Genomic DNA, 17,456 nt, shown 5'->3' on the forward strand with positions numbered 1-17,456 from the left:
AACGGGGGGCGAAACATCAACGCGGGTTCTTGAAACCTTTGCCGTAGTGGCGTTCAAGGCGGTGCTGGATCAGTTCAAGCCCGATGGACAGCAACCAATAGATGACGGCGGCGGTGGTGAGCATTTCGATGTAGCGATAAGAAGAACGCCCATAGGACTGCGCCAGGAACATGACCTCCCACACACCCATCACTGAGATCAGCGATGAGTCCTTGAGCATTGAAATGAACTGACTGGTTGTCGGAGGGATGATCGTGCGCATCGCTTGCGGCAAGATGATGTGCAAAAAAGTCGCTGCCGGCCTGAGGCCCAACGCCATCGCCGCTTCCCGTTGTCCGGGGGCTACCGCCTGGATACCGGCACGAAAGATCTCGCTGAGGTAAGCCCCGTAATTAAGCGAAAGCGCAATGATCCCCGCACTGATAGCGCCAGGTACGACGCCCAGTTGCGGCAAGCCCAGGTAAATCAGCAGGATCTGGATCAGCAGCGGCGTGCCGCGAAAAAAAGAGGCATAGAAACTGGCGATGCCGTAAGCCACTGCGCTGCGTGACAGTCGTGCAAGCGCCGTCACGAAGCCCAGCAGCAAGGACAGGCAGATCGAACACAAGCATAGGAACAACGTCAGCGCGGCGCCTTGCAGGAAACCGTTCGGCCCCAGGTGCAGCCCAAGCAGATTCGGCAACTTCTCCAGAATGATCGAGAACTTCAGATCGAAGCTCATGAAAAACATGACGCACAATCCCAACAGCGTCGCCCACGTCAGATACAGGCGCGTGCGAAATCCCGATAACAGGTGAACACGACGCTTCTCGGTTTCGGCGGCCACCGTCGCTTTGGCCGGGTATGGGTTCTGGGCTGTCATTGGCTGATGTCGGCACCGATCCACTTCTGCGAAATGTTGCCCAGCGTTCCGTCAGCCTTCAGTTGGCCAATGACTTCGGTCACCTTGGCGTTCCATTGCGCATCGCCCTTTTCAATCGCCACCACGTTCGGTTCGGCATACAGCGCATCGCCAGCAATCTTGAAGCGAGGGTCCTGGGCGATACGCTCGCGGGCCGTGATCAGGTTGGTGACCATCGCGTCAAGGCGCACGCCTGTACCCAGTGCCAGGTCCTGGAAGGCAACGGTCTCGTTGTCGTACGGCGCCACCTGGACATTATCGAAAGGAAAACTCAAAGGCTTGTCTTCGGCACCTTCGATCACCAGGTCCTTGTTCAGGTAGGCTTCATATGTCGAGGCGCTGATCACCCCGATTTTTTTGCCAGACAAATCCTTGCCTGCCGTGATCTTGTTGTCACTGGCATTCACCACGATCACCGCCGGCGACTGGTAGTATTCGACAGGGAAATCGAATACTTCGGCGCGGGCCTTGCTCGGCGTCATCGAGCACACGCAGATGTCATAACGACCGTTCCAGTGACCGGCGGCGATGACATCCCAGGATGGTGTTTCCAGCTTGAGCTTCACGCCAAGACGTTGGGCAACCGCCTTGGCCACATCCACGTCAAACCCGTCCAACTGGTTTTGCTCGTTGAGAAAAGAGAACGGCGGATAACTCTCCATCAGGACGCCGGTCAACTCGCCTTTTTGCGTGACGCGATCAAGGATGGCCCCTGCGGACGCTGTTGAGCAGAGAGTCAGCAAGGCCAGGCCAAGGGGTAAAAACGCTTTGCTTTTCAAAGACAAGTACTCCAATCAATCGAAAATAACTGATTAGATTAAAACGCAATATAAAAATCGTTAGTACTTGTTTTATGGAATAACAGGCTCATTTCAAGGTATATCAATCAGCACCGAATACACCGGCGTACGGACTCAAACAGCCGCTACTCTCGCGCCATTGCCGCTCACCTCGAACTGCCCCACCAGCTTCTGCAGTTTATTGGCATTGAGCCTGACCGTTTCGGCACTGTTTTGCAGCACCACCACGGTCTGGCGCATTTGCGTGGAGCAGTGGTCGACCTTCTTGATCGTCTGGCCGCAGTCGAGGCTACGAGTATTGAGCTGCTGGATGATCGCAAACATGCTCTCTACCGCCTGATGCAGCTGCACGTTTTCCGAAGAGGCATCCTCGGCCAAGCGCAGGCTGTTATCGACGTCCTTGACGCCCTCCTCCATGAAGCTGACGGCTTTTTGCGTTTCGTTCTGCAGGCCTTCGACCATCTGCCGAATATCATCGGCCGCCCGGGAGGTGCGTGAAGCGAGGCTGCGTACCTCGTCGGCGACCACTGCAAAACCTCGCCCATGTTCCCCTGCGCGTGCGGCCTCGATGGCCGCATTGAGCGCCAGCAGATTGGTCTGGTTGGTGATGTCGCTGATCAGGCCGGTGATCTTGCCGATCTGGGTCATCCTGCTGTCGAGCAACTGCACGCTCGATGAAGAACGTTCGACCACATCGCGAATGGATTGTGTGCCTTGCTGCACGGCCAGAAATTGCTCGCGGGCACGGGTAACAACTTCATCCATCGCCTGTTTCATTTGTTCGGCGCTGGCAGAAGCCTGCTGGATCTCGCCCAGTTGGTCTTCGACGATCAGCATCATGCGATGCACCGCTTCGGAGACTTCGCTGGAAGTGTCACTGGCTTGCTGGCTGCGTCCGAGCATCATCTGATTGGTGGTGCCGACGCTGCTGCTGGCCTTCACCACTTGCCCTACCACCGAGTCCAGATGGTCGATGAAACTGTTGATCCAGCGCCCCATGTCGCCCGTCTCATCATTGGCCATGCGCTTGATGTCCAGGCGCTGACGCAGGTTACCCTCGCCTTCGGCAATGGTCCGGATCACGCCTGTCATCTCGTTCAACCTTGCCGCCAGGCGCTTGGGCCCGAGCCGGCTGAACAGGAGCGCGGCGCCAGCCATGCTCAAGACCTCGACGGTATCAATCATGCCCTGGTCCAGGCCACTGTAATGCTGGACCAGGAAATTACAGGCGAAGAGTCCAGTCATGGTCGCGATGTAGGGCTTCATCAAGCCGTGGCTGAGCGAGCGCCGGCGGTAGACCTCCTCCAGGTCGGCCTCGCACATCATGCCCCAGCGGTCCGGTGACCCTGGCAACTGGAAGGTAACGCCCTTGCCCACCACTGGAATGTGCCGGTAGTCGGAGTAACCGGGATACGTCACGAAGAGGTTGGAGCCCTTGCGGATAGTCTCGCGTACGCCGGGGTGCAGTTGTTGCGTCGCCGGGTCGGTGAAGCGCAGCTCAAGCTCGGTGTGCCGCTGGATCTGCACGGTCTTCCAGGGGGTGTGTACGCCACTCTTCAGATTTTCACCGTGGCTGAAGGTGCCGTCCTCGAAACGTGAGCGTGACAATGCGGTACCGGGCTCAATGGCGGGATCGAAACGCGATTGCGCCATGAACAGGTAATTGTCACCCGACTCGGCAAAAATGTGCCCGGCCTCACGCTGGATAAGATCGCCCAACACATCGTTGGGTATGCGGCCGCAGAGGCAGCCCAGGACTTTTCCATCGACCCTCAGGGGCTGATAGAACATCAGCGTGACTTCATCAAAGAAGCGCGAAAACGAGGGGCCGATTTGCAAGGTCAGCAGATCGCTGTAAGGGCCATGAAGGAACGGCGCCTTCAATCCTTGCGCCAATGCGCGGGTGTGCTCCAGCCGAGCTTTGCCGCGCTGGCTCCAGGTTGAAACGATGACACTGCCGCTGGCGTCAACGACAAACAACTCCGAAAAATCCTCCGCCTGGACGAGCTTGTCCACCAATGAAGTGCTGTCGAGGCTGGCGAAATCAGCACTCAGGTGTTCCGCCAGCTCCGCCAGGTGCTCCCACTTCTCGCGCGTCCAGTTCTGCAGCAACTGCACTCGGGTTTCAGCGATGGCTTCGAAGGTTTGCTCGATCACCGGATAAGCCGAGCGATTGAGCCAGCACGACCAGCCCATCGTGAGTTTTCCAGTCTTGCCGAACCAGGGTAGCCAGCGTTTTTCGTTGGCGGACAATTGCATGAAATTACTTGATAGCGACATCTACTTCGTCCATTGCGACACTCAGATGGCTAATTGATAGCAAATACCAGGCCAATTCGTGAGCAGGCTAACCAACTCATGGAAAGGAGTAAGGTTGACTTGGGCACCGGTTTTGTAGGCCGAGAAAAACGCAGGGCACCCCTGTCATCAAATGAAAAGAAAGTGTCGTCCGATGCGGGGTCGGCGCTCGCGGGATACGCGTAGAACACATCGCGTATTTTTTGATTTACCTGTTCCAGACCATAATAAAAATCCGTATAGGGATCGCATTTTATGCGTGTGAATTTGCCCGTAACCGACCATGAAAGATTATTCCCCGCCGATCAACGCCTGATCTCCACCACCGATCTCGATAGCCGAATCACTTACTGCAATGACGCGTTTGTCGACATCAGCGGTTTCACCTACGACGAACTGGTTGGTCAGACGCATAATCTGGTCCGGCACCCCGACATGCCGCCCGGGGTATTCGTGCATATGTGGCACACCATCAAGCAAGGCAAGCCCTGGATGGGGATTGTGAAAAATCGTGCGAAGAATGGTGATTTCTATTGGGTCAGTGCCTACGTCACGCCCATCTATGAAAACGGCCGCCTGAGCGGTTACGAGTCGGTTCGTTCGGTGCCCACTCGCGACCAGGTGCGCAGGGCAAGCGCGCTTTATGCAAGGATGCGCGCCGGCAAGCCGATCGTCGCGCTGAGTGCGCGGATTTTCCGGCCGCTGCAACAGGGTTGGCCATTACTGATGGCAACCACGGTTTCACTGCTGGCTGATCAGTGGCTGGAAAAAGCGGCGGCCCAAGGGGTGCTGGTAGTGAGCCTGGGGATTGCCTGGTTCCTGATCGTGTCCCGACAACGCAACGCCATACAGCGCACCCTGGCCGAGCATCCGAAAGCTTTTGCCGACCGCTTGGTCGCACTCACCTACAGCGATAACCATGGTCCCCAGGGGCAACTGGACATGGCCATGCTCAGTGAGAAAGCCCGCTTGCAGACAGCCTTGAGTCGGCTCGTGGATGCCGGGGTCAGTGTAAAGGCCAAGGCGGCGCAATCATCCGAGTTGTCCGGCTTGCAAGCGCAGGCACTTGACCGCCAGCGCAGCGAAACCGATCAGTCCGCCGCCGCCATCTCACAGATGGCGGCCACCAACCAGCAAGTGACGCAAAACGTCATCAGCACCGCGCATGCCGCCTGCGAGGCTGACCAGTTGACCAGGGACGGCAGCGAGTTGGCCGGACAAAGCCTGCGCGCCATGGAGGCCATGAACGCCGCCGTCAACGAAATCGCCCAAGCAGTCAATGCGTTGGCGAGCGAGACGCAGTCGATCGGCAGCGTCGTGGATGTCATCACGTCGATTGCTGAACAAACCAACCTGCTGGCGCTCAATGCGGCGATCGAGGCGGCCCGGGCAGGTGAGCAAGGTCGCGGTTTTGCCGTGGTTGCCGATGAGGTGCGATCCCTTGCCCAACGCACCCGCACCTCAACCGAACAGATCCACGGCATCATCGCTTCCCTGCACATCGGTGCCGATCGCGCAGTCACGACGGCCACCCGGGGTGAACAGATTTCTCGCGACAGCATGCAGCGTGTCGAGGCGGTGCAGGCTGCCTTGGTCGGTATCAGCCAGGCCGTCAGCCGGATCACCGATATGAGCCAGCAGATGGCGTCGGCGTCGGAAGAGCAAAGTCACGTGACCGAAGATATCAATCAACAGATCACGCGAATTGCTCAACTGTGCGATCACAGTGCGGGGCAGGCCAAGCAAGGCGCGGCCATCAGCCAGGATCTCGAAGGGATGGCCGAGTACCTGCACAGCCTGGCCGAGCGATTTAACCGATAACCTAAAGCTCAGCGACGGACTGTCTCAGACCGTCGCTGGTGCCCGTTGACGCCAGCTATGCAAACCCAAGGAACGACAGGACCACCGCGACGATCACCACCACCCCGACGATGTAGATTATGTTGTTCATCAGTCCACCTCTCAATCTGAACAGGATTGCAAAACGCGGGTGCGACAACGTCCAGCTCATGCACCTTTGCTTGTCACTCCATTCGACAACGCACAGGGCGCATTGTCCCAATCAGCCGCAGTAGGACCAATGGTCTGCGTTCACCTGTCCTATGCTTCTATCCAGCCCCACCACTTCGGACATTGCCATGCCTGCCGACGAAACCACACTCCTCCAGAGCTGGCACCACAACGCCCACGCCTGGATCGAAGCCGTGCGCACCGGCGCCATTGAAAGCCGCCGCAATGTCACTGACCAGGCCATCCTGCTGGCGATAATGGGCCGCCAACCCGAGTGCGTGCTTGACCTCGGTTGTGGCGAGGGCTGGCTGTTGCGTGCATTGGCGGAACGAGGCATCGAGGTCGTCGGCGTGGACGGCGACGCTACGCTCGTCGAGTCAGCGCGGGCGGCCGGTGCCTCAACGGTGTACCTGGCCAGTTATGAAGAGCTGGTGGATTCGAAGGTTTCAATCGGCAGCGACTACGACCTGATCTGCGCCAACTTCGCCTTGCTGCACCAGGACATCATCCCCTTGCTCGCAGCCATGAACGCCCTGCTCGCCCCCGGCGGCGCGCTGGTGATCCAGACGCTGCATCCATGGACCGTGGCTGCGGGCGACTATCAGGACGGCTGGCGGGAAGAGACCTTCGGCGGATTCGAGGGGCAGTGGCAACCGATGCCGTGGTACTTGCGAACCTTGTCCAGTTGGTTCAATGCGCTGGACATGGCCGGGTTCCGGCTGGCGGGGCTACAAGAGCCGCAGCACCCGCAAAGCCCAGCGCCGCAGTCGTTGCTGTTGGTGGCTGAGCGGCGGGATGGTTTTGTTTAGAGGATTTTTTCCAGTTTCATCGTGTGGCCGAGCCAGGGCCGCAGGTCCTGCGCAGCAGATGGCAGCATATTTGGACTGGGTGTATGAACTCGCCCCCACTGGGCAGAACCTTCAAAAAGCCAATGTAGAGCAAAAGCTATGCGAGGCGGACTGACCTGATCGTTTTCATCCTGTGATGTTCCGCATCACGGTTGCGCACGGCTCAACTAATGCGTCGTCAGCGGAACGCGGAGCGTCCCTGGCGGCATTCCCACGCAGAGCGTGGGAACGATCAAAACACAGGAATCACCTAAAAAGCAGGTCGGCTTTAAAGCCGCCTCGCTTTGCTGTTGATCGCGAGCGCCCCATTAACCACGATGGCCGAACGCAGGCATTGCGCAGTGGGTAAACCGGCAGGACGCCGGTTTAGCCGCGCTGGGCCAGGGATGGCCCATCGCGGCGACCCACGAAGCTATGCCGGAGTGAGGGCATGCCGAGCCCCAGCGAGGCACCGAGTGGTGGGGCAAAGCCTTTTGCTTCCTTTTTGCTGGGCCGGCACTCCGGCGTTTGAAAAAGGGAGTCGCTGTAAAAGCGAAACCATAGGAGGCCGTTACCGCAGCAATGGATATGTACGCAGGCAACCAATTTCACACAGGGCTTCCTGTGACGCCCCGCATCACCGTCGTGCACGGCTCAATTAATGCGTCGTCAGCGGAACGCAGAGCGTCCCTGGCGGCATTCCCACGCAGAGCGTGGGAACGATCAAAACACAGGCATCACCAAAAGCAGGTCGGCTTTAAGGCCGCCTCGCTTTGCTGTTGATCGCGAGCGCCCCATTAACCACGATGGCCGAACGCAGGCATTGCGCAGTGGGTAAACCGGCAGGACGCCGGTTTAGCCGCGCTGGGCCAGGGATGGCCCATCGCGGCGACCCACGGAGCAATGCCGGAGAGAGGGCATGCCGAGCCCCAGCGAGGCACCGAGTGGTGGGGCAAAGCCTTTTGCTTCCTTTTTGCTGGGCCGGCACTCCGGCGTTTGAAAAAGGGAGTCGCTGTAAAAGCGAAACCATAGGAGGCCGTTACCGCAGCAATGGATATGTACGCAGGCAACCAATTTCACACAGGGCTTCCTGTGACGCCCCGCATCACCGTCGTGCACGGCTCAATTAATGCGTCGTCAGCGGAACGCAGAGCGTCCCTGGCGGCATTCCCACGCAGAGCGTGGGAACGATCAAAACACAGGCATCACCAAAAGCAGGTCGGCTTTAAGGCCGCCTCGCTTTGCTGTTGATCGCGAGCGCCCCATTAACCACGATGGCCGAACGCAGGCATTGCGCAGTGGGTAAACCGGCAGGACGCCGGTTTAGCCGCGCTGGGCCAGGGATGGCCCATCGCGGCGACCCACGGAGCAATGCCGGAGAGAGGGCATGCCGAGCCCCAGCGAGGCACCGAGTGGTGGGGCAAAGCCTTTTGCTTCCTTTTTGGTGTTTGAAAAAGGGAGTCGCTGTAAAAGCGAAACCATAAGCCGCCGTTACCGCAGCAATGGATATGTACGCAGGCAACCAATTCCACACAGGGCTTCCTGTGACGCCCCGCATCACCGTCGTGCACGGCTCAATTAATGCGTCGTCAGCGGAACGCAGAGCGTCCCTGGCGGCATTCCCACGCAGAGCGTGGGAACGATCATCCAGGTGCACCCGAAAAAGTCAGGTCGGCTTTAAGGCCGCCTCGCTTTAGCTCTGGATTTGGGTACCCCGTCAAACCAAGAGCCTGTTGCCCAGTTTTTCGCTGGCCCGGCGTTCCCACGTTTGGAAAAGTAAGCCGCCGTAAGGCCCAAACTCTAAGTGGCCATTACCGCAACAACGGATATTTCCCCCAAATTTCTTCATACAGGCTATTGGCTTCCATGGATGAGCTACCATAGCTAAACCGTTTTTTTATCCGGAGAAGATTATGCATCGATTGGTTAAGCCGTCGGATTATGTTCTTCAGACTGCGCTGGACAAAATGGTCTACATGCTTCCCTGGGAACGACGACATTGCCCCGGAAACCCTACGGAAGAGCCCGAGCAAGGCGCGCTGCTCTACAACCAATACATCCTGAACTTCCTACACGGTGTGGCGCCGCGTACGCCCAGTGAACGAATCGTTGAAATTGCCCAATGGTGCCTGGCGTTAGCCGGCGAGCCTGCGCGGGCGTTGGCCGATGATTTGTCTGCGGCTTACCTCAGTCGATACAGCTTCGTGCTTGCTGATATTTCAAAATTCGACGATGAGTCGAGAGAATTTCGGGGGCATCTGGCGCTCTGGCCTGAAGAAATCAAAAAAATGCCAGCCAATCTGGTAATGGCTTTGCGAGCCAGGGCCGCGGGACTCTTACTGCGCTGACACATTGGGCAGCCAGAAAATCGGGGGCAGGCGACAGGCAAATCGATTGTTGACCTGCTCACCCCAATGCGCCAACCGCCAAGCTAATCTCCCATACGTTGTTTGTCGCTCTCCAAGGCACGCCAACACTGCCAGCAGCACCCACAGGCCCACGCCGAAGATCACCAGGTAGAACGCCAGGATTGTCCATGTCGCGCCTACCACCTGTCCCGGGAAACCGCTGACAGGCTGTCCGCCGTGCGCAGCAATCCATAAACGGTGAACGGCTGGCGGCCAACCTCTGTCGCTGTCCACCCACTCAACATCGCGAGGAATCCAGCCGAGGTCATCCCGACACTCCACCTGTACATCCAGCGCGTGGCATACAGGCGATGTCGCCACGCAGGACCAGGCTGGCCACGCCCTGCCCCAACATCAACAGGCCCAGGCCGACCATGACGCGAAAAGCAAAGAACACCGTGCACAGGGGGGATGTCCTGGGGCGGGAATTCGTCGAGGGCGGCGATGGTGCTACTCAGGTCATGCCGCAGGTACAGCGAATCCGCACGCAACAGCTGCCAGGCACTGACGCCGGCCAGTAGTGTCGCGAGACCAGGAAACGCGGCCAAGGTCATGTGCGCAAGCCGATAAGGGAAGGAAGGATTGAAGATGATTGCCCAGCAATCCCGTGCAATGAAGCGTCCATCTGCGCCAATGGCGTAACCGGCGGGTGTATGCATCCAGGAGTTGGCCGACAGGATCCAGAAGGCACTGAAGAGCGATCCGATGGCGACGGCGCAAGTGGCAAAAAAATGCAGGCGCGGGCCGACCTTCTTCATGCCGAACAACATGATGCCAAGAAAACACGCCTCCAGAAAAAAGGCCGCCAGCACTTCGCAGAAAATCAACGGGCCGAGGGTGTCTCCCGCCTGGGTCGACAGCCGCGATCAGTTGAGCCCGAACTGGTACTCCAGGATCAGCCCCGACGCCGTGCCCACCGCCACGGTGGGGGCAAACACTTTCAGCCAATAGCGGTAGACGTCCAGGAAGATCTTTTGCCGGCGCCACAGCCAAAGCGCTTCAAGCGCCATCAGGAAGTTGTGTTGCACACAGCACTCAATCGCAACTCCGGTAATCGGCTTTGTCGCCCATGGCTGTCTCTACCCACACTCGCCGGCCAACGCACGTTGATGAAAATGCGGCAGCAGCTTCAATGAGTGGTCTGCCGCCAACCGCTGCACCTCACAACGCGAACCGATGAACCGATGCTGCCGGCTGAAGATGCTCAGCCCCCGTTCGGTCTGATAAGCCCAGGCAAAACAAATGGTGCCAGCGGGAATCCCGTCGACGTCATCAGGGCCAAGGATGCCTGTCGTCGCCACAGCCACATTGGCGGTGCTGTCGTGCAGGGCTCCCAGAGCCATTTCCCGCGCCACTTCACAGCTGGTCAGATTGAACGTTGCGATCGTGTCGGGATTGACCCTCAACAGTCGCTGCTTCGCTTGGGGTGAGTAGACCACATAGCCGCTCTCGATCAGCTCTCCACTGCCTTCGACCTCGGAAAGCAGGGTGATGATTTTGCCGGCGGTGCACGACTCCGCCGTGGTCAGCAGCAATGCGTACTTGCGCAGATATTCAACAGTGTCGTCGGCAATAGGCATGGCGCCTCCCGGTAACGCCTGGTGTCGTTAATGTCGGCTCACGACTCGCACAGCGCTGGTTGCAGGTCATCACTTGCGCAGGGCTCTTGCGATGTTTCCATCAGCAGTTGATCCACCACGTCAGCGAGTGCGGCATGGGTATCCCCTGTGCTGCGCAGGGCTCGTTGGTAAACGCTGCGCTGTCGGTCGGCACTGGTGCCATTGCGCAGGATCCGGCGGGCCTGGGAAAAGACGTTTTCCACGTGCATTGACCGCGCTGTTTCACCCAGGATCTGCTGCGCCAGGACAAGCCACTGCTCGGCCGAGAAGGGTCGGTCGTACCCTTCGACGATGAATGCCCCATGCGTGCCTGACCGTTTCGCGCGCCACCGATTTTCCTTGAGGATCCAACGGGACTCTTGCGAATAGCCCGACCCAGGCCGAGGTTGATCAATCGCATAGGCCACCAGCAGTCGAAAAAACGAGGCGATACACAAGGTGTCTTCAAGGCGCGGGCAGGCATCCGTCATACGTAACTCCAGGGTCGGATACCGCGAAGCAGGACGCACTCCCCACCAGCATTCGCTGGCCTGTCTGATGGCGCCGGTACGCATCAGCAGTGTGATGTAGGCGTCATGGGCAGCCTCATCTTCGAAGTACTCCGGGATGCCCATCCTCGGCCACTCGTCACAGGCCGTTTGCCGATAGCTCATGAAGCCGCTGTCGGCACCGTCCCAAAAGGGCGAGGAACTGCTCAGTGCCAACAACAGCGGCGTCCACGGCAAGACTTCGTTCATCACTTGGATACGATCAAGGTGACCCGGCACCTCGACATGTACGTGCAGCCCCGACAGCACACTGCGCCGGGCGACCCGTTGGTAGTCGTCAAACAGCTGGAGAAAATGATCCTGCCCGGTGGCCTGCTGCGTGCGCCAGTCAGCCAAAGGATGGCTACCCGCACAGAGCAGTCCAAGGCCGTAAGTCTCGAGCGTACGCTGCAAACGTGTGCGAGCAGAGACAAGGTAGTTCTCGGCTTCCGGCATGCAGGTGAAGATAGGGGACGCTACTTCGATCTGGCCTTGGAACATTTCATAAGCAAAGCAATTGCCCATCGCCTCCTGGCACGCTTCGATCGAAGCGCCGGGAGGCTCATCGGACATTCGCCGGGTGTGCAAGTCAGTGATGAAGTATTCCTCTTCAATTCCGAACTTCAACCGTCTGTTCATTGATGTGCCCTCGCCTTTCACACTGCCGCCTGCAATCACCCCTGATCATCAACCGCCACGTCACCATCGCTCACTTGGCCCACTCGGTGATAATCCTCTCCCGCTACTGCGCGCAGAAAAGCCAGATCGGCCTTTATTCGCAGATCACGCCACTCTTGCCAACTGACAATGCGCAGGCGATCCATTTCATCTGATTGTCTGAGCAGTTCTTCGTGATAGGCATCCGGAGATTCCTTGCGCAGTGCAATGTCATCGAGTGCTTGGTACCAGGCGTCCAATGCACACAATCTTCGTTCCTGTGCCGGCGTCAGTCGGTTTGTGAAGGCGTTCATGGCAGTGGAATTCCCGAGTCATTTCTGAATGGATCAACACGGTTCGAGGCAGGTTCATGGGGACCGACAAGAGGCGCCGACCAGGTTGCAGGTGTTCTGGTTCAGCCCAATGCGTATGCACGGTAATGACCAGGACAAACAGCCAGACTCGATTGAAGCGCTCGACTTCAGGCCGCTTGCGTCCACGTTGCAGATCTCATGGGGCACAAACCGTCCGGCCAGTCGTCCGTCTATGTTCAATCGCTTAAAACTTTTCCCGGCTGCGCGTTCTCAACTGCTGTTGCAGCAAATCCCAAGCAAAAAAAGGGAGGTCAAGATTCGACCTCCCGCCTTTCGCTTGATGCCTTACGACGTACCTAACCCACGAGACAGATCGGCTGATTGGCTGCCGGGCACGGGGCGATCCCCTACGGGCTTCTCCACATCCGTGTGCTCGGTGGTTTTAGTCACCGTATCGCGCACCGCTTCGAATCCCTCCCGAGCCTGCTGCTTGACCTTGTCGGCCAACCCTGCGGCGGTCTTGCCCATGTAGCGCTGCTCGGTCGCTGTCGAGGGTAATGCTGCCCCCAACATCGCCCCCAAGGCGATGCCTGCAGCGGCCATCATCAGCGGCTGTTCCTTGAGCAACTGGCTGACCTGGTTGCTCATCTGTTGCGTTCCGCGCACCAGGCGATCGCTGGCATCGTGCACGGCATGGCTGATGTTTTCGCTGGCAGCGCCCAGGTTATCGCCCAAGTGCGCCGCTTTGCCTTTAACCGTCTGGTAACCCTCCTTCAGGGTGTCGGCAGTCTGGTGCAAATGCTCGCGCGCACCGTCGAGGCCATCCGCCAGGCCATCGGTCCACTCCCCTACCTTGTTCTCCTGTGGTTGCGCTCGATAAACGGGACGAGGAGTCGGCGGACGGTTCTGGCTCATCATCAACCATAACAGTCCCACCGACGTCACCACCGCAGGCACCGGATTATTGCGCACGCTCGTGCCAAGGTTACTCAGGAACGTAGTGCCGTTGCTCTGCATGAAAGACAACGCCTGATCGAAGACCTGACCCGGGGTGAACTTGCTTTCCAGCGCATCGACGATGTTGCCAATGCTTGCACGCTGCGCATCGATTTCACGCTCGATGGTCTCGGGGCTTTTTTGCGATTCGATTTCGAATTCACTGTTCATGAGACTCTCCTACGCAGCGCTTCCTGGTCTTTGTTCAAGGCGTCCAGCGTGCGATCAGGCTTGAAGTGGGACGGTTCGAACTGTTTTTTCCCGGATTGCAACATGGCGAACCCGACGATCATCACCACGACACCGACGATCAGTGCGGCCAGCCACGGTGCCATGACCATGCTCAAGCCATAGACCACGGACATCAGCAGAATGATGAACCCCGCCAGCAGCACAATCGCCCCGCCAGCGACACCGGCAATGCCAGCCTTGAGCGTCGTAAGGCTGGCTAGCAGCTCAGCCTTGGCCAACGCCAGTTCCTTGGTGAACAACGAGGGCACTTCGCGCGTCAACTGACGCAACAGCCCGACAACCGAAGCGTCAGTCTCAGGCACGGGCACCGGTCTTGCGCCCGGCAGATCTGGGTTATCTCTGTTCATCACAGCGCTCCTTTAAAGGACGTGGAACCGGGAGTCGGATTCGTCGCGAAGTCTGATGGATGACCCTGTCCGTTCGGCGAGGCCGGCGTGATGCCGGTTGCCAGACCCGGGTTGTGATCGGGACGTGTCGGAACGGAGGTTTCGTAAGGTCGTTGAGCGCCAAAACCACCTGACGGAGGCATTGAACGACCTGTCGCCGGATCGCCACCATCGCTATCGCTGACTGTCGCCGCAGGCGCGGTGCCGGCCTTGAGAAAACGCGAAAGGCCAAAGCCCAGCGCAATGCTGCCGGCAATGAACAATCCCGGATTATTGCGCGCCAGATCGGCCGCGTCGTGGAGCAGCTGCTCCGCGCTTTTCCCGCGCAAATTCCCCGCCAGCCCGCTCATGGACTCCGCCATGTCTGCGAGGTAGTCGGACATGCCAAGCTTGTCCTTGTCCTCAAGTTCCGAAACGAAAGATTTTGCCCCTTGGGCCAGGGCCTCGATCTGATCGGCTGCCGTGTCACGGTACTGGCCAAACTGCTCATCCACCTGCTGTCTCGCACCGCCAAGCGCTTCTGTCACGTTCTCCTTGAGGTGTTCAAAGTCAGGGGCTGGTGTTGCGGTATTGGGTTTGCCTGACAGGTCATCTGTCGTGCTGTCTGTAGTATTCATGTCGTCCCTCGCCTTCTGAGTGAAGAAAAGCGTTATCAGGGTTCGCCACGAAATACCCGCAGCCCCCCTCCCTTCTGATGACGGGGCAGTGTGATGGGGAGTTCCAATTGAATGATGAGTGATCAATACTTCTCAAGCGGGAAGCCCACCTGTTGCGTCAGTGCCAAGGCTGGGAGCTGGCGCCCCTCTCACCTAGCAGGTACAACGGATCGTGGTGATCACCAGCGCTACCAACTGACAAACAGGTACCCAGGCGACCTGGACGATCAGCAACAGGGTAAAGGACAGGAAGGCCCGGAGCAGAAAGGCATGGGTCATCTTGATGCAGGACAGCTTGCGATGGGTCGCGCTGTGGTTGTGCCTCACGGCAAGCAGCAGTTTCTCCACCAGCTCGGGCTTGGGATCGGTCTTGCACCACAGGCTCGCCAGGTCACTGGCGTCGACCCGGCTTGAGGTTGATACCTTGAGCGTTTCGAATGCCCATATACCTGCGCGAAACAGATACAAGGTGGCCACCAGGAAGATGCCCAACCAGACGATGCTGTAGCCGATGGTTGATTTGTCGCTCCAGATGCTCGCAAGCAAAGAGGCTAACACCGGTGCGAGCGCGGTGACGGCTGCCAGGTAGAGGCTGGCTTTGGCGTCTGCGGTTTTTCGTCGATCCGATTCGGCATCATCGAGGCGTCGCGCTTCTTCAAGCGCCGCATCGGTGTCAACGTCCCAGTTGGCCGCCCTGATACTCGTGTTGTCCTGCTGATGCCCGGTCTCTTGCTCCTTGAGCGCTTGCGTAGTGAGCGTTTGCAACCGGGGCCAGATCAACTCTGAAAGGTTCATGGGCGGCCAATGCCTTGGAGTTCATCGACAATGGCGCGGGGATAGGCACGGCGGCTACCTTGTCCCGCCACGCCCGCTGCCAATTGGGTTGATTTCATGATAGTCGAGTGCGCCGTATCTGACGGAGGGGCAAACCCGTCAGCCGATCACGCGCGCATACACCGATCTGTCGACGTTGCCACCGGACAGGATCACCCCCACCCTTTTGCCCCTCATTGCGTCGCGCTCCTGGATGAGCGCTGCCAGGGCGGCGGCGCCTGCGCCTTCTGCGAGATTGTGGGTATCGGTGTAATACATGCACATGGCCTCGGCAATCTGCGCCTCGTTGACCGACACGATCCGCGCTGCACCTGCCGCGTAGACGGCAAAGGCTTCGGCAATCGGCTTGCGCACGGCGAGGCCGTCGGCAAAGGTGTCGGCAGAGGCGGTTTCACATAGTGCACCCGTTTCAAAGGATAATTTCGCGGCTGCCGCCTCGGTGGACACCACGCCGACCACTTGGGTTTTCAGGCCCAGCGCATCGCGGGCGGCAATCACTGCGCAAATCCCCGAGCCACAACCAATCGGCACGTAGACGGTATCCAGGTCCGGCGCGGCCTTGAACAGTTCCAGCGCATAGGTGGCCACGCCTTTGACCAGCTCGGTGTGGAATGGCGGTACCAGGTAAAGGCCATGGACCTGTGCCAGGCGTGCGGCTTCCTCGCGGGCCTCATCGAAATCGCGGCCATGTTCGACCACTTCGCCGCCAAATCCGCGCATGGCATTGTTCTTTTCCAGAGAGTTACCTTGCGGCACGACAATCAGCGAATTCAACCCCTGCGCGCTGGCCGCCAGCGCCAGGCTTTGACCATGATTGCCGCGGGTGGCAGTGGCAATGCCTCGCACGCCCGGGTGCGTGCGCTTGAGCCAGTGCATGAAGGTAATGCCGCCACGCACCTTGAATGCACCGGTCGGCGTGTGGTTTTCGTGCTTGACCCACACGGTGCAACCCAGGCGTTCAGCCAGCAAGGGCCAGGGGTACTGCGCGGTCGCAGGCATCACCTGGTAAACCAGGCGAGCAGCTTGTTCGATATCGTCGCGAGTCAGTGTGTGCATGAGGAGGCTCCCAGGGGTTTGGCCCAGTCTAGTCACGCACGCCCTTGGCCGGCTTTCAGAAAACCGACCTGACTTTCGGCCCCCTTCTTAATTACTATGGTGTGTATGAACCCTCTCAACCACCTGCAACCGCCATTCCCGCCTGAACCGGTGCGCCGTATCGAGGTGGGGCCATGGGCGATCGAACTGCTACCCGGCAGCGCCTACGCGACCCGATATGTCGCGAACCAGTCGGCGATTGGCTTTGCCTTCGACAGCCAGCGCGGCCTGCACGCCATCGGCAGCGATCGGGTACAACCCTTCATTGCCATGCCCAACGGCCTGGCGTTCGTCCCCACCGGGTGTGACGTATTGTCTGAATCGCCAACGGGCGGTGAATACCTGCGGGTGATACGCACCGACGGGAGGGTGTTGCCGGGGGATCGGGCCTTCAACAACCGCATGGATCCGCAGGCGACCGCCCTCGCCCTGCGAATGCGCGGTGCGCTGTTGCAGGCTGGGGTGGCGGACGATTGGGAGGCCTGGGCACTCGCACTGGCTGAACGAGCCACGGGTAACGAAGGCTTGCCGGCACCGCTGCATGGCGCGATAACCGCCAGCCGCATGCGCCTGCTCGACGAGCTCATCGATGCCAGCCTCGACGGCCCGCTGGGTGTGCAGGCAATGGCGCAATTGCTCGGGTTGTCCGAAGGTTATTTCATGCGTGCGTTCAAGCAGGCGACGGGGCAAAGCCCGCACAGTTACCTGATTGACCGGCGCCTTGCCAAGGCGCGTGCCCTGATGCGTGATTCGACCGCGCGGCTGGCGGACATCGCCCACGCCTGCGGTTTCAACTCCCAGGCGCACATGACGACCACCTTCAGACAGCGTCTTGGCGTGAGTCCCGCGCAGTTGCGTGGTTGCTAGTCCCGGATG

General features: G+C 59.1%; 17 protein-coding genes and 1 pseudogene. 4 read left to right on the forward strand and 14 right to left on the reverse strand.

What is annotated here, in order from left to right; genetic code table 11:
* Nucleotides 1-16: 16 nt before the first annotated feature.
* The 3 genes from HGP31_RS15635 to HGP31_RS15645 all read right to left on the reverse strand — a co-directional run bounded on the left by HGP31_RS15635 (nt 17) and on the right by HGP31_RS15645 (nt 3,981).
* A complete protein-coding gene (locus HGP31_RS15635; RefSeq protein WP_083349115.1) occupies nt 17-862 on the reverse strand; it encodes an amino acid ABC transporter permease in 846 nt (281 codons plus the stop codon).
* Nucleotides 859-1,680: a transporter substrate-binding domain-containing protein gene (locus HGP31_RS15640; protein ID WP_020800444.1), complete on the reverse strand. Its 822-nt coding sequence runs from the start codon at nt 1,678-1,680 to the stop codon at nt 859-861. Before HGP31_RS15640 ends, HGP31_RS15635 begins: the two co-directional genes overlap by 4 nt.
* A gap of 135 nt (nt 1,681-1,815) precedes the next feature.
* Entirely contained in the window at nt 1,816-3,981 is a 2,166-nt protein-coding gene (locus HGP31_RS15645; RefSeq protein ID WP_168758149.1) for a methyl-accepting chemotaxis protein, read from the reverse strand.
* Nucleotides 3,982-4,254: 273 nt separating this feature from the next.
* Here HGP31_RS15645 and HGP31_RS15650 point away from each other — a divergent pair, with 273 nt between their 5' ends.
* Nucleotides 4,255-5,820 (forward strand): methyl-accepting chemotaxis protein, encoded by a 1,566-nt coding sequence (locus HGP31_RS15650; RefSeq protein WP_151142085.1) that lies wholly within the window; start codon nt 4,255-4,257, stop codon nt 5,818-5,820.
* Nucleotides 5,821-5,875: 55 nt separating this feature from the next.
* On the opposite strand, the gene HGP31_RS30720 is transcribed toward HGP31_RS15650, so the two are convergent.
* Nucleotides 5,876-6,010 carry a hypothetical protein gene (locus tag HGP31_RS30720; protein ID WP_020800447.1) on the reverse strand — a complete coding sequence of 45 codons (135 nt, stop codon included), beginning with the start codon at nt 6,008-6,010 and terminating at the stop codon, nt 5,876-5,878.
* 127 nt (nt 6,011-6,137) lie between these two features.
* Here HGP31_RS30720 and HGP31_RS15655 point away from each other — a divergent pair, with 127 nt between their 5' ends.
* Nucleotides 6,138-6,818 carry a class I SAM-dependent methyltransferase gene (locus HGP31_RS15655; RefSeq protein ID WP_033044633.1) on the forward strand — a complete coding sequence of 227 codons (681 nt, stop codon included), beginning with the start codon at nt 6,138-6,140 and terminating at the stop codon, nt 6,816-6,818.
* 1,931 nt (nt 6,819-8,749) lie between these two features.
* Nucleotides 8,750-9,184, forward strand: coding sequence for a hypothetical protein (locus HGP31_RS15660; RefSeq protein WP_020799224.1), 435 nt, complete (start codon nt 8,750-8,752; stop codon nt 9,182-9,184).
* Between the two features lie 197 nt (nt 9,185-9,381).
* Here the strand turns inward: HGP31_RS15660 and HGP31_RS30530 are convergent, their stop codons facing one another.
* From HGP31_RS30530 to HGP31_RS15705, 10 genes and pseudogenes are all read right to left on the reverse strand, one after another.
* Nucleotides 9,382-9,798, reverse strand: a complete 417-nt coding sequence (locus tag HGP31_RS30530; RefSeq protein WP_240963561.1) for a cytochrome ubiquinol oxidase subunit I — start codon at nt 9,796-9,798, stop codon at nt 9,382-9,384.
* A pseudogene (locus HGP31_RS30535) lies at nt 9,784-10,254 on the reverse strand (cytochrome ubiquinol oxidase subunit I); the annotation flags it as partial. The pseudogene HGP31_RS30535 and the gene HGP31_RS30530, both read right to left, overlap by 15 nt.
* A gap of 69 nt (nt 10,255-10,323) precedes the next feature.
* Nucleotides 10,324-10,824, reverse strand: a complete 501-nt coding sequence (locus HGP31_RS15670) for a CinA family protein (RefSeq protein WP_033045559.1) — start codon at nt 10,822-10,824, stop codon at nt 10,324-10,326.
* A 38-nt stretch (nt 10,825-10,862) separates the two neighbouring features.
* Nucleotides 10,863-12,029, reverse strand: a complete 1,167-nt coding sequence (locus HGP31_RS15675) for a carboxylate-amine ligase (protein ID WP_168758150.1) — start codon at nt 12,027-12,029, stop codon at nt 10,863-10,865.
* A 35-nt stretch (nt 12,030-12,064) separates the two neighbouring features.
* On the reverse strand, nt 12,065-12,361 hold the full coding sequence (locus HGP31_RS15680; RefSeq protein WP_020799229.1) for a hypothetical protein: 297 nt from the start codon (nt 12,359-12,361) through the stop codon (nt 12,065-12,067).
* Nucleotides 12,362-12,706: 345 nt separating this feature from the next.
* A complete protein-coding gene (locus HGP31_RS15685; protein WP_020799230.1) occupies nt 12,707-13,528 on the reverse strand; it encodes a DUF3618 domain-containing protein in 822 nt (273 codons plus the stop codon).
* Nucleotides 13,525-13,956: a phage holin family protein gene (locus tag HGP31_RS15690; RefSeq protein ID WP_020799231.1), complete on the reverse strand. Its 432-nt coding sequence runs from the start codon at nt 13,954-13,956 to the stop codon at nt 13,525-13,527. The genes HGP31_RS15685 and HGP31_RS15690 overlap by 4 nt, the downstream gene beginning before the upstream one ends.
* Complete coding sequence (locus HGP31_RS15695; RefSeq protein ID WP_083349119.1) at nt 13,956-14,612, reverse strand: hypothetical protein; 657 nt, start codon at nt 14,610-14,612, stop codon at nt 13,956-13,958. Before HGP31_RS15695 ends, HGP31_RS15690 begins: the two co-directional genes overlap by 1 nt.
* Before the next feature lie 192 nt (nt 14,613-14,804).
* On the reverse strand, nt 14,805-15,446 hold the full coding sequence (locus HGP31_RS15700; RefSeq protein ID WP_168758151.1) for a hypothetical protein: 642 nt from the start codon (nt 15,444-15,446) through the stop codon (nt 14,805-14,807).
* A 138-nt stretch (nt 15,447-15,584) separates the two neighbouring features.
* Complete coding sequence (locus tag HGP31_RS15705; protein ID WP_151142066.1) at nt 15,585-16,541, reverse strand: threonine dehydratase; 957 nt, start codon at nt 16,539-16,541, stop codon at nt 15,585-15,587.
* 96 nt (nt 16,542-16,637) lie between these two features.
* Between HGP31_RS15705 and HGP31_RS15710 the strand changes: the two genes are divergently transcribed.
* A complete protein-coding gene (locus tag HGP31_RS15710; RefSeq protein WP_168758152.1) occupies nt 16,638-17,447 on the forward strand; it encodes a helix-turn-helix transcriptional regulator in 810 nt (269 codons plus the stop codon).
* The last annotated feature ends 9 nt before the right edge of the window (nt 17,448-17,456 follow it).

Origin of the sequence: Pseudomonas umsongensis (genome assembly GCF_012647205.1) — a bacterium.
GTDB classification, from domain to species: domain Bacteria; phylum Pseudomonadota; class Gammaproteobacteria; order Pseudomonadales; family Pseudomonadaceae; genus Aquipseudomonas; species Aquipseudomonas umsongensis.